Origin of the sequence: Methanospirillum lacunae, assembly GCF_003173355.1 — an archaeon.
GTDB lineage: Archaea > Halobacteriota > Methanomicrobia > Methanomicrobiales > Methanospirillaceae > Methanospirillum > Methanospirillum lacunae.
This window is the reverse complement of sequence record NZ_QGMY01000017.1, coordinates 95,924-108,607: the sequence shown is the minus strand read 5'-3', so window position 1 is coordinate 108,607 and position 12,684 is coordinate 95,924. Positions and strand designations below refer to the sequence as shown.

The following is a 12,684-nucleotide window of genomic DNA, read 5'->3' as shown; positions in this document are numbered from 1 at the left end:
CATTATTACTTCCTTCCCCAATATCGGCTAAATTTACCAGATTGATAATAAATTTATGTTTCCATTAGAGGTGTCTTCCCATTGTTCCAAAGGTAGTTAATTCTTCCCTATCGTTGCAAATTTCATTGGATAATACTGGATTTTGTGAAATTACGATTCCCGTGGTGATGATACTATTGCAGATATATATCCCCGTTCTCACTACCTTCTTTCTGTAATGGTATCGGTTTGGTTTTTTATGGTTCAAGAATAATACATCATCAGATATGTCATCAGGTTCGCTCTATGCTTTACTCATTGTATTCTGTGCTGTGATGTTCATCTGTTTTCCGGCATCAGTCGCTTCAGATCCTTCTCAAAACCTTACCGGGATATGGGAAACTTTTCAGAATTGCACCTTTGTTGATCTCACTCACACCTTTGAGCCAGGCATTCCTCACTGGAAAGGAGCCCCTGATGAAACAGTGGAAACCCTGTATTCATATAAACCGGGAAATGGAACTCTTGGTTCAGGTTTTTATATGCAGGATTACTCCCACGTGGGGCAATGGGGAACCCATGTGGACCCGCCCGCCCATTTTATTGAAGGTCTCAGGACCCTTGATCAGATAAGTCCGAGAGAGATGATCCTTCCCCTTGTTGTGATTGATATTCACCAGAAGGTGATGGAAAACCCGGATTATGTCGTTTCAATGGATGATATCAGAACATGGGAGAAGGAGTACGGGCCTATCCCGCAAGGCTCATTTGTGGCACTCAGAACTGACTGGTCAAAGAAATGGCCTGATCAGGATGCCATGCAGAACCTTGATGCAGAAGGAATTGCCCATTATCCCGGCTGGAGTCAGGACGTTCTGACATACCTCTATGAAAATTGCAATATTACAGCATCCGGACATGAAACAACTGATACAGATCCGGGTCTTGTGGTAAGCAGTGACAAGTATCCCCTGGAGACATACATCCTCTCCCAGAATAAGTATCAGGTTGAACTGCTCACAAATCTCGACCAGGTTCCAGAGTCCGGGGCATTGGTTGTTGTTACATTTCCAAAACCGCGTGACGGGTCCGGATTTCCTGCACGAGTGTTTGCAATCTGCCCTGAGTGATGGCAGCGGAGTGGAAGTCTGACCCTGCAGGATGATAGTGCTGGTTAGGGCCGGAACACTTCGTCACTCTCATATTCACAAAAAGCAAAAGGGGTAGTATGGAGACACAAGAGGAGCATTCTGATCATACCCGGTTTACGCTTCTCATAATTTCAATCGCTCTTGCCAATTTTATCGCTGCATTTGATGCAACCATCGTGAGTGTCGCAAATCCTACCATATCTGCATTATTCAATATCCTTCCAGGGACGACGAGTTCCACATTAACAGTGTATGTTTTAGTAATGGCCGGTCTGGTCCTGATATTTGGAAGTATATCAGATACCATTGGATACAAAAAAATGTTTTTAACAGGTTTTGGAATCTTTACTCTGGGATCTTTTTCCTGTGGTTTTTTCCCGGTCTTCTTTGATTCATTTCCGGCATTGGTCGCGTCAAGGGCAATCCAGGGAATTGGGGCTTCGATGATAACCGCAATCGGTCCTGCAATGGTCGCTGCGTTTCTTCCCATGGAGATGAGAGGCAAGGCGATGGGCACAATATTTACTTTTGCAGGTCTTGGAATGGCTCTTGGACCAACTGTTGGTGGGATACTGATCCAGTACCTTTCCTGGAGCTGGATTTTTTATATCAATATTCCTATTGGAGTTTGTGCCATCCTTTTAGGATTGATAGTAATTCCTGATTTGGCTGGTGCACAATGGATACCCGGGTTTGATTGGGCTGGGGCGGTTTTATTTTTCCTTGGACTTGCCTTCCTTCTGTTTTCAATTTCAGAAGGTCAGGCATATGGGTGGATGAATCCGGTAATCATCGGGTCCATGCTCCTTGCAATCTGTTCTCTCTGCTTGTTTATGTTCTGTGAACTCAGAAGTAATCAGCCTCTCCTTGAATTGAGACTGTTTAAACAACGGAATTTCTTTATGATAAATGCATTAACAATTCTGATGTTTGTTGCCTTCAATGGTCTTGTATACCTTGTTCCCTTCTATCTGCAACTGGTCCTGAAACTCTCACCCTATATTACAGGTCTTGTGTTTACTTCATTTCCCGTTGCATTAATGGTTGGAGGTATTTGTGCCGGGATGTTGTTCAATAAAATCGGTGGGAGAAATATCAATATCATCGGGTGCATTCCTCTTATTACCGGATACTTTCTGGCATATTATTTTCAGATTTTTGAGAATTACTGGTATATGGTAGTCTGCCTGGTATTGGTTGGTATGGGGTCAGGTCTTATCTGGACGTCAGCATCAAATATGGTGATCCATTCGGTATCAAAGAAATATCAGGGCATGATCTCAAGTTTCATGAGTCTTTCCCGGTTTATTCCCCTGATCGTTGGAATTCCAATTTTTAATATCATCTTTATGCTCGGTATTCCCGATTTTCCCCTTACCGGTGGGATGAATATGCAAAAACTTGTATCCATTGATGTTGTGAACCTTTCTCTCGGGTTTCACCAGGCATTTGCATATGCTTTTTTCGTGAGCATTCTGATCCTTATTGTTGCGTTCTTCGCGTATCAGCAGGTTCATCCCGATTACCGGGCAGATCCACAACCAGATACCGAAATTGGAAAAACATGAGAGTGAGGTACTGTCTTTGAAAACGGGTTGTAGGAATTTAGTGTATCGCACCCAGGGTATATTCAATCATGGATATACTGATAACTTACCTTGGATTCCGACAAAAATATCCACACTGGATCTGCCAGTTGTCAAATATCCATTTTGTCAAAAGGTCATCCCTTTTGAAATAGTTGAAAATTGGGTTTTGGGTTAACTGGTTTATGTAACCGTTATGTATCCGCTCTTTTCTATGGTACATGAGTTGGCAATGTTCTGAGCGGTAAGGCTGACCGAATACGTCCCTTTGGCCGAATACATATGGGTAATGTTCTGCGAAGCAGAGAAGGTTCCATCACCAAAGCTCCATACCCAGGATGTCGGGTTTCCTGTTGACAGATCCATAAACGATACATGCATTGGAGCAGAACCTGTCGTCCGGTCTGCTGAAAATGCTGCGGTTATCTCACCCGGGACCGGTGTCGGTGTTGGAGAGGGAACAATCCCGGCTGTTGCGGTCAGGGCATGGGATAAGGTAGCTACTCCTCCTGTCCAGGCATTGTGAGCCTGAAGTGTGACCGAGTATGTACCCGGAGTTGTGTAGGTATGAACTGGATCTCGCTCTGTTGACGTCTCACCATCACCGAAATCCCACTGGAATGATGTCGGTTCTCCAAGTGACTGGTTTGTGAACTGAACAGTCAATGGAACAGCTCCCCAGGTGGTGTTCAACGTGAAGAATGCATGGACCTGACCAGGGGTCGGCTGACCGGTTGTTGCAAAGGTATGATCGGAAGAGATCTGCGAGAACGTCCAGTTGCTCACCGGGCCAACCTGAGTGCCATCAACCGAGACGTTCACGAGATCCGCACCCGGTTTCGCCTGTGCAAGGTATGCTGCATTGGTTCCTTCTTCATATGACCTGGTTCCGGGGGGATATGCGATTGTCATGGAGTCGGATGTGGCAATTACCTGATACCTTGTATCTATGAGTCCCAGCCATAAGTCCTCTTCACCATGATTTCCTACAATATCTCCATCAAATGAGTATGTAGACCCGTAGACTACATATTGGTTGTCCGTAATCTGGATGATCGAGATGGGATAATCATCTGCTGATCCCCCAATGCATTTCTGCCATTTTAGTTCTCCGGCAGGGTCGAGTTTCACTACCCAGATGTCCGTTCCTCCGTGGTATCCGGTAACGTCTCCATCAGATGAGCATGTATATCCTCCGATCAGGAATTCTCCATCTATGGTCTGAATGGCTGAAGTGGGAGATTCATCCGCTGATCCTCCCAGGCATTTCTGCCATTTTAATTCTCCGGCAGGGCCGAGTTTCACTGCCCAGATATCTGCGTCTCCATGGTTTCCGGTGACGTCTCCATCATTTGAGTATGTGATTCCTCTGATCTGGAGTCCTCCGTCTGAGGCCTGAATGGCTGAAAATGAAAAATCATCCGCTGATCCTCCCAGACATTTCTGCCATTTCATCTCTCCCGATGAATCAAGTTTCACTACCCAGATGTCCATTTCTCCGTGGTTTCCAGTGACATCTCCGTCAGATGATCTTGTATCTCCTGTGATCAGGAATCCTCCATCGATAGTCTGGATAAGTGAATACAGTCTGTCACTTTTTTTTCCCCCCAGGCATTTCTGCCATTTCAGTTCTCCGGCAGGGTCGAGTTTCACTGCCCAGATATCTGCGTCTCCATGGTTTCCGGTGACGTCTCCGTCAGATGAACCTGTGTATCCTCCGATGAGGAATCCTCCATCGGTGGTCTGAATGAGTGAATAAGGTCTATCATACGCTGATCCCCCCAGACATTTCTGCCATTTCATCTCTCCTGATGAATCGAGTTTCACTACCCAGATATCTGTGTATCCATGGTATCCGGTGACGTCTCCGTCAGATGAACCTGTCCATCCTCCAATGAGGAATCCTCCATCAGCAGTCTGAATTGCCTGAGAGGGCACATCATATGATGACCCCCCGAGGCTTTTCTGCCATACTATGTTTCCTGATCCATCCAGTTTTACAACCCAGAAGTCGGTACTTCCGTGGTTTCCGGAGACGTCTCCATCATCAGAGTTGGAAGAACCTACTACAAAACACCCCCCATCGGGTGTGGAGATGATCTCGCATTCCTCATCAAACCATGACCCTCCAAGGCATTTTTTCCATACAATATCTTCTGATGCATCCACTTTTACGATAATAAAATCATACGAGCCGTGATTTTCTGAACAATCTCCATCATATGAATCTGTATACCCTCCGATCAGAAATCCTCCGTCTGATGTCTGTTTTATCGATATGGGTGTTTCATACGATGACCCTCCAAAACATCTCTGCCATGTGAATTTCATAGCCTTGGCATTTAGTTCTGAACTTCCGGTCTCTCTTTCCTGGATGGATGTCAATGAAGAAACGGTGGTGTTGTTATGTCCAGTCTCACCCCCATCTGATCTGAAATGAGGGTGTGCCCTCATATCCGGGTCTTCCGGATAATTGAAACCTGAAATAAGCCCGGCATCAGTAAAAGGGAAATTTGTTGATGTTGTATTGATACCTGTTGAATTATTGGATATATCCACTAAATCTGCAATGGGATAACCGACTCCGAATATGCATATACACCCGGCCAGCAGCAGGAAAAACAGGTTGCTGCATATGGTCTCATATTCTCTCTTCTTCTCAATAAAACAAAGTCTTTTCATAGATCTCACTACGCCTGCCGGGTTCTGCACAAACTCTCACACATTCGGAGACTTAATCACCAGTTGTAGAGACTTCGTATTGGTCGATCATTATATTTGTTGATATATATATCCCTGTCATTTGGCAGGAGATCAAGAGATCAAGTTATTTTATTGTACTGATACCTGTTCTCCGATTTCATGGTAAGCCATGATCAGTATCCGCCTGATATCGATATCTTTTCCGGAGAAGCACCCAGTAAAATTCCTCACAAACCCTGCCTGTGTGTCTGCGATCTGTCCGGAGTAGGACGGATATACGACAGAAGGCTATCAATATCATTTTTCGGTTATCACAATTTATTACATTATCAGGTATCTGGTAGCAGAATGTGGATGTGAAGGAATCGAAAAAAAATCCTGTCAAAAGGATAACCGAAAATGACTTTATAGACCGTCTTTCTGAATGGTTAATACACGTGAGAAGTGAAAATTGATGGAATTCTGATACTAGTTACATCCCTGGATAAATAGCGTATATCATATCACAACTAGAACTCATCGAAGCCATGAGACAACACCTCTGGAAATCAACTGATAATCCGGTATGTATGAAGGACTGAAAGGCTTGATCGGTTCCTGTCTTTTAATGAGCGGGCTATCTTAAGTCACACAGGCACGATCAGAATGGATACGGCCTGTGAAAAAGTACATGAACAGTATCTTCCCTTTAATGCCCATCGTCTTGGATTAGCGGATCGGAATGAGGAAAAGGAGTTTAAAAAAGTGGTTCATAATCTGGAATCAGGCGAGAAGGAAAATAATCGGGGGTGAATCCCTCTTGTTCTGATGACATCAGAACGGCATCGGGACCTTCATCACGGTAAAATACGAGAGAAAGATAAGTAAAACCGGGACAAAGAGGCAGATTATCACTAATGCCTTGATTATTTTATTCTCTGTCTTATGATACGCGACGATCGTTATCAGTAGGCAAACAAGGCTAATCACAAGGGTATTTGTCTGGATCTGAACAGGGCCTGAACCGTGGAGCATCCCGATCAGATATCGGACCAGGGGAGGCAGTCCGATATTGCCAAAAAGAACCGCAATTACTCCCTTGATAATATCCAGGATAAGAAGGATGCGGTTTGTAGCACTCACAGACTCTTCTTCTCCATCTGGATGGATAAAAGTATTGGAGGTTTTTCTACAGACTACCCCATCACGTTTGAAGAGACTGACATAATCTTCGTCTCAATTGCAGGCTGCTGTGTCTCAGCAATGATGAGATCATGATTTGCCTTGGTTGCCGGAAGAGTCATTCGCTCGGTAAATGTCCTCACTGTTCCCTTCTCAATATCTCCGGCATCAGTAGTCCGGCTTACAAACCGGTATTCAGAAAGATCCTTAGGGGTTGACAGGATGGTCATGACCTTGACTTTGTATGCATTGTTGGTCCCAACATTGGCAACTGTCAGTTTTACATCATATGTGATATTTCCCGTACCAGGATCATCAGAGACTTTTGAAAGATTTGATGTTATCTTGAGATCAGGATCTGCGTATTTTGTGCATCCTGAAATGGTTACAGCACCAGCAATCAGCAGAATAGTTAGAAAAAGCAGAATTTTTCTCATGATTACTCCTTTGAAAGTTTACTTATCTTCATCTCTGCCTCACTCAGCCGCTCCTCGCACTGCTTGATGATTACTGTTCCCTGTTCATAGAGTGCAATCATTTCATCAAGGCTCGTCTCACCATCTTCGATCTTTTTCACGATCTCTTTGAGATCTGTTACCAGTTCCTCATACTTCTTCATGCGGTTTCACCTGATCAATAACTGCAGATGCTGATCCATCCCTGAACCTGAGATCCACCATCTCACCTTCTGATAGCACCCTTGCAGAAGACACTGTTTTGCCGTCTTTGAAAACGATACAATATCCATCCCTGGCAGCAGCGTACGGGCTTCGTGCCTCAAGTATCTTGGATAATGATTCGATTTCTGCACGATACCGTGCAAGAAAAGTGTCTGCACCACGGCAGAGTTGTTCATTCAGATCTGCGATCCTGATTCTCCGTTCAGGAATCTCTCTCATCAGGATACCTGATGGATTTCTCGCTTCAAGCCTTGCGTTCAGTTCCCTGACCTGAACTCTGAACCTTCCAAGCGAGAGATCTGAAAGGTTATTCATCCTGTCGGTTATATCCACGAGATACTGTCTGCGGTCCGCAAGAGTCCTGTTCATCCTGACCGGTGACAGCCGGTCCCGGAGATCATTGAGTTCCTCGTCTGCCTGCTCTACTCTGGTCAGAAGCCGTCTGAAAATGCGACCCCTGATCTGCGAAATCATTTCGAGTTCTGACTTGCGGTCCTTAACTGCTAGTTCTGCTGCATGGGACGGTGTTGATGCTCTAACATCTGCAGCAAGATCTGCGAGGGTGACATCTACTTCATGCCCGATGGCAGCAATTACCGGTACCGGACAGGTTGCAATCGCTTCTACAACAGCAGGGTTGTTGAAGGCGAAGAGGTCCTCGTAACTCCCACCTCCTCTCCCGACAATCACGAGATCAACCATCGGGGCAACCCGCCTGATTGCTGCGGCAATCTCATCATGGGCAGTCGGACCCTGTACTGCGGTTGGTGAGAGGATGATCTCCACCGGGAACCTGCAGGAGAGTACGTTCTGGATGTCGTGGATGACAGCTCCTGTCTCTGACGTGACCACCCCTATTTTTGTCGGGTAATCAGGGAGAGGACGTTTTCGTTCAGGAGAGAAGTAGCCTTTGAGCCCAAGTTCTCTTTTCCACCGCTCGATGAGGAGGGCCTTCTCTCCTGCCCCTGACTGCCACATCTGGGTGACGATTAGATTATACTGCCCGCTTCTTTCGTAGTGGTTGATGCTCCCAAACGCCTCTACGATCATCCCGTCTTCTGGTTTCCACGGCAGATACTTTGCAGCAGTCTTCCAGATCGTACACCTGATCACAAACTCCTTCTCGCCCTGACGTTCTGAAAGTGAGAAGTAGAGGTGTCCTGACCCGTGCCTCTTGAAGTTGGTGATCTCGCCGGTAACCCTGATGTTGGTCAGTTCCGGAGTATCAAGAAGGCTGGTTATCACTGCAGTAACCTCAGATACCCGCATAACTGCAGGTTTCGGACTGGTCCCCCAGGAATCCAGAGTCAGCTGATCCATCTTCACTGATCGGTTATTTCCCCCGGTATAGATAATCAATGGTAATGGAGATCTCCTTCTCAACGATGTTCTTCCATGACCATCCGCTTGACCTGATCTTTGATGCAGTCAGGATATCAGGCGCCGATACTCTTGAGTTCTGGCCTGAGACTCCGGATTGGTGGCTTTCAGGACGTTCTGAAGATCACCTTGCCCAGGTGATAAGACAGCATCCGCTCCCTGCCCCTCTGTCAGTGCATGCTCCGGTGCTGGATCTCAATCCCTGCTCAATAAATCCTGACGTGGTCAGGGCGTCGATCTCATGGATACAGTTCTCAATAAAACTTGCAGAGTCTCTTAAAGCCAAGGTCTGCACGATCCATCCGGGAAGGAGAACATCAAAGAGGCCTCCTGCTGATCTCGATTACTGGCGTCTTGACCAGATGCTCGATGAGATCGCCCCGTATGCCGAATCATCACGGGTCTCTGTCTCAATTGAGAACATGGAGCCTCAGGTAAACGCTCTGCTCACAACGCCGGCAGAGATTTCCCGTGTCCTCAATGAACGTGACTGGCTCTCATTCACCCTGGACTCATGCCATGTTGCATCGCGTGGTGAAGAGGTGCTTCGTGAATTTTTATCGGTTGCAGAAGGAAGGATTGCAAATGTTCACTTGTCCGGGGCATCAGGCAGTGTCATGCATCGTCCGGTGAAAGGAAACCCATGGGCAGAGAAAGCGCTTGATATCCTGGGTGATGGAGGTTATGATGGGCTTATCACCCTGGAGATCAACGACCTCTCGGTTGGAGATCCCCTCACTGCAGAAGAAAAAATCAGGATGATCGCTGATGATGTCAGAGTTGTCAGGGATCATCTTTCATGACTTTCATATGTCACAAGGTATGGATCACATTTCCATGATTTTCGGTAGCTGGCAGTGTCAGAAAAAGATTGATATTTGTGTGGCCCGCTCACATTAATCAGAGGAGTGGAGATATCAATCTCCCCGGACGGTGTTTGAGTTCTTTATGAGAATTTCACAGGTATCCCTGGCATCAGGATGCACATATCTGCCAGCGGCTCCTGAATTGCGGGGGTCCGGGTTTTAGTGATCATCGAATATTACCTCTATATCGGCATCTTTATTCTGGCGCTTGTCTGTTCTGCATTTTTCTCCTGCTCTGAAGTTGCACTCTTCTCCATCACCCGTGCCAAAGTCAGGACCCTCATCAATGAAGGAATGCCAGGTGCACAGGCACTTTTGACATTGAAAGAGGAGCCTGACCGGTTTCTGATCACGATCCTGATTGGAAATAATATTGTCAATATTCTTGGTGCCTCGGTTGTGACCGCGTTGGCAATCGGCATATTTGGTCCGGGACCATATGCAATTGCAGGCGCTACAGTTGGCGTGGTTATCTTTTTGCTGCTTTTTGGTGAGATTCTGCCAAAGATGTACACGAGCAGGCACCAGACCAGTATTGCTCTTGGGGTTTCTCCAACGATCTACCTGCTCTCGCGGATATTCAGCCCCCTCATCTGGACCTTTAATGCTCTTGCCGGTAAAATGACCGGTGGTCCGGTCTTTTCACAACATCTCATCACAGAGGAGGAGATCAAGGAGTGGATCGATGTCGGACAGGAAGAGGGGACCATAGAGAAGGATGAGCAGGAGATGCTCCACTCGGTCTTTGAGTTTGCAGACACCCGGGTTAGGGAAGCGATGACGCCGAGGATAGATGTGGTGATGGCTGAAGACACCCTCTCTCCAGAAGATGCCCTTGCAATATTTAAGAAGACCGGGTTTTCACGTCTCCCGGTGTTTCATGAGAACATCGATACCATCAGGGGTATTCTCAATATCAAGGATGTCTTTGTTGCCGTGATGGATGGCAGGAACCATCACCCGCTTGTTGAGCTCTGCTCTGAACCGGTCTATGTTCCTGATACTAAGAAGATAGATGATCTGCTCCGTGAGATGAAGGCCAGGAAAAACCACCTTGCTATTGTCCTAGATGAGTATGGTGCATTTGTTGGTATCATCACGGTAGAAGATATCGTTGAGGAACTGGTGGGAGATATCCTTGATGAGTTCGATACCGAGGAGCCTGAACTGATACGGGTAGCAGAGGGTGTCTATTCTGTTGATGCCAGGATGTGGGTATCAGATCTCAACAAGGAACTTGAGCTTGATTTACCGGAATGCGAAACCTACGAAACCATAGCAGGCCTTATCATCGATCGGCTGGGATATATTCCACGAATTGGTGAGTCCTGTGATCTGGATGGAGGCATCAGACTGATTGTGATTCAGATGAAAGGAAAACGAATAACCAGAATCAAACTGCTGATCTCGCCTTCTCTCAAAAAATCAGAGGCCGGTGCATGAACGTAAAAAAGGGGACATTTGTTGTGCTTGCTTCAGGAAGAGGGTCAAATTTTCAGGCCATCCTTGACCGTGTATCTGACGGGTATATCCCTGCGGTATGTACAGCCCTGATAACAGACAACCCACTTGCCCATGCAATCGAACGTGCGCGAGCTGCAGGGATCCCCGGTGAAGTCGTCTCGTTTAAATCGTTTTCAGATAAACAGGCATATGAGACTGCTCTGATTGCAACAATCCAGAAATATAATCCGGATCTTGTGGTGTTAGCCGGATATATGAGGATTTTAGGAAGTGAGATCGTCAGGAAATATTCAGGCAGGATGGTCAACATTCATCCAAGTCTCCTTCCCTCCTTTACCGGGCTGCATGCACAGGAGCAGGCAGTCAACTACGGTGTGAAAGTTGCCGGATGCACTGTGCATTTTGTCACAGAAGATATGGATGCAGGCCCGGTAATTATACAGCGGACTGTCCCCGTCTTTGAGAATGATGATGGCGATATCCTCTCGGATCGGATTCTTGTTGAAGAGCATAAGGCATTTCCGCAGGCAATCCGGCTCTTCTTTCAAGGACGGCTTACGATAGAAGGTCGGGTTGTGAAAATTGATACCAATCAGGCTCCGTCCCCGGGTCGGGATGATTAATGGGAAAACGTCACCAGCGTTCGGATCGCAGGCATGTTGCAGGGGAACGCATCCAGATTCTCTTTACGCAGGCATCACGGTTCTTCCCTGAAAATCCTGAATGGAGCAACCGGTGCGTTGCACTGGCCCGCCGAATAGCAATGAAGGAGAGAATCCGTATGCCTCATGAGCTCAGACGGCAATTTTGCCGCAGTTGTTACGGATTCTTTGTGCCTGGTGTAACTATGCAGACCAGAATTCACCGTAGCCGTGTGGTTGTCACCTGCATGGCATGCGGCTATCGCCGCCGTTACCCCCTTTATCGGAATAAACCATGAGTCAAGACAGAAATAGTTCAAGAAAAAAGACATCAGCCCCAGCCGGTGGGTACCATGACCTCAAACCGACTATCTGGGTTGGAAAATCGGGTATGAGTCAGACGATCATCGAAGAGATCAAAAGCCAGATCAAGACCAGGAAAGTTATCAAGGTAAAGTGGCTTGAGTCTGTTGAAGTGGAACCGGAAGTTGTCGCACAGGAAAGCGGCACGATACTTCTTCAGGTAAGGGGAAGGACAATGGTACTTGGAGATTCAGGATCTGTCTCCGGCACCCGTTCACGAAATATATAAGAATCCTTCATACGTATAAGTAGAGACTACTATCTGCATTGAGAGTGTGGACTATCGATGACTACTGTATATGATGTTCCTGCTGAGAAGCTGATTTCACGCGTTGCAGCGGAACTGAAGGAAAAATCCGAGATAACTGCTCCTGAATGGGCAGCCTTTGCAAAGACCGGTGCCCACAAGGGGATGCCACCTGAAGATTCTGACTGGTGGTATACCCGTGCAGCAGCCGTACTGAGGCGTGTGTACGTAGACGGCCCGGTCGGTGTTGAGCGGATGCGGTCAGTGTATGGTGGAAGTAAGAACAGAGGCTCCAAACCGAACAAAACGGTGAAGGGGAGTGGATCCGTCCTGCGAAAGGCGGTTCAGCAGCTCGAGAAGGCAGGGTATGTTGCCCAGCAGAAGAGCGGCAGAGTCGTCACACCTGCAGGCGCTTCGTTCCTCGATGGAGTAGCGCACAGTATCGCAACTGAGTCCGCGTAAA

Annotated in this window: 13 protein-coding genes; 8 read left to right on the top strand and 5 right to left on the bottom strand. The window is 46.8% G+C overall.

What is annotated here, in order from left to right; genetic code table 11:
- Positions 1 to 266: 266 nt before the first annotated feature.
- Positions 267 to 1,109, top strand: a complete 843-nt coding sequence (locus tag DK846_RS16395; protein ID WP_219970740.1) for a cyclase family protein — start codon at positions 267 to 269, stop codon at positions 1,107 to 1,109.
- A gap of 98 nt (positions 1,110 to 1,207) precedes the next feature.
- Positions 1,208 to 2,698 carry an MFS transporter gene (locus tag DK846_RS16390; protein WP_109970072.1) on the top strand — a complete coding sequence of 497 codons (1,491 nt, stop codon included), beginning with the start codon at positions 1,208 to 1,210 and terminating at the stop codon, positions 2,696 to 2,698.
- 201 nt (positions 2,699 to 2,899) lie between these two features.
- Here DK846_RS16390 and DK846_RS16385 read toward each other — a convergent pair whose 3' ends face one another.
- The 5 genes from DK846_RS16385 to xseA form a co-directional block, all read right to left on the bottom strand.
- Entirely contained in the window at positions 2,900 to 5,398 is a 2,499-nt protein-coding gene (locus tag DK846_RS16385; protein WP_109970071.1) for a PKD domain-containing protein, read from the bottom strand.
- Positions 5,399 to 6,232: 834 nt separating this feature from the next.
- Positions 6,233 to 6,541, bottom strand: a complete 309-nt coding sequence (locus DK846_RS16380) for a hypothetical protein (RefSeq protein WP_109970070.1) — start codon at positions 6,539 to 6,541, stop codon at positions 6,233 to 6,235.
- A gap of 53 nt (positions 6,542 to 6,594) precedes the next feature.
- Positions 6,595 to 7,017, bottom strand: a complete 423-nt coding sequence (locus DK846_RS16375) for a hypothetical protein (RefSeq protein WP_109970069.1) — start codon at positions 7,015 to 7,017, stop codon at positions 6,595 to 6,597.
- 2 nt (positions 7,018 to 7,019) lie between these two features.
- The gene (gene xseB, locus DK846_RS16370) at positions 7,020 to 7,199 is read right to left on the bottom strand and encodes an exodeoxyribonuclease VII small subunit (RefSeq protein ID WP_109970068.1); all 180 of its coding nucleotides are present in this window, start codon (positions 7,197 to 7,199) and stop codon (positions 7,020 to 7,022) included.
- Positions 7,186 to 8,580: an exodeoxyribonuclease VII large subunit gene (gene xseA, locus DK846_RS16365; RefSeq protein WP_146201257.1), complete on the bottom strand. Its 1,395-nt coding sequence runs from the start codon at positions 8,578 to 8,580 to the stop codon at positions 7,186 to 7,188. The genes xseB and xseA overlap by 14 nt, the downstream gene beginning before the upstream one ends.
- Positions 8,581 to 8,645: 65 nt before the next feature.
- Between xseA and DK846_RS16360 the strand changes: the two genes are divergently transcribed.
- From DK846_RS16360 to DK846_RS16335, 6 genes are all read left to right on the top strand, one after another.
- Positions 8,646 to 9,443: a sugar phosphate isomerase/epimerase family protein gene (locus DK846_RS16360; protein WP_181391836.1), complete on the top strand. Its 798-nt coding sequence runs from the start codon at positions 8,646 to 8,648 to the stop codon at positions 9,441 to 9,443.
- A 225-nt stretch (positions 9,444 to 9,668) separates the two neighbouring features.
- On the top strand, positions 9,669 to 10,949 hold the full coding sequence (locus DK846_RS16355) for a hemolysin family protein (RefSeq protein ID WP_342769677.1): 1,281 nt from the start codon (positions 9,669 to 9,671) through the stop codon (positions 10,947 to 10,949).
- Positions 10,946 to 11,593, top strand: a complete 648-nt coding sequence (gene purN, locus DK846_RS16350) for a phosphoribosylglycinamide formyltransferase (protein WP_109970065.1) — start codon at positions 10,946 to 10,948, stop codon at positions 11,591 to 11,593. Before DK846_RS16355 ends, purN begins: the two co-directional genes overlap by 4 nt.
- Entirely contained in the window at positions 11,593 to 11,910 is a 318-nt protein-coding gene (locus DK846_RS16345) for a ribonuclease P protein component 4 (RefSeq protein ID WP_109970064.1), read from the top strand. Before purN ends, DK846_RS16345 begins: the two co-directional genes overlap by 1 nt.
- Positions 11,907 to 12,203, top strand: coding sequence for a YhbY family RNA-binding protein (locus DK846_RS16340; RefSeq protein ID WP_109970063.1), 297 nt, complete (start codon positions 11,907 to 11,909; stop codon positions 12,201 to 12,203). The genes DK846_RS16345 and DK846_RS16340 overlap by 4 nt, the downstream gene beginning before the upstream one ends.
- Before the next feature lie 57 nt (positions 12,204 to 12,260).
- Positions 12,261 to 12,683, top strand: a complete 423-nt coding sequence (locus tag DK846_RS16335) for a 30S ribosomal protein S19e (RefSeq protein WP_109970062.1) — start codon at positions 12,261 to 12,263, stop codon at positions 12,681 to 12,683.
- The last annotated feature ends 1 nt before the right edge of the window (position 12,684 follow it).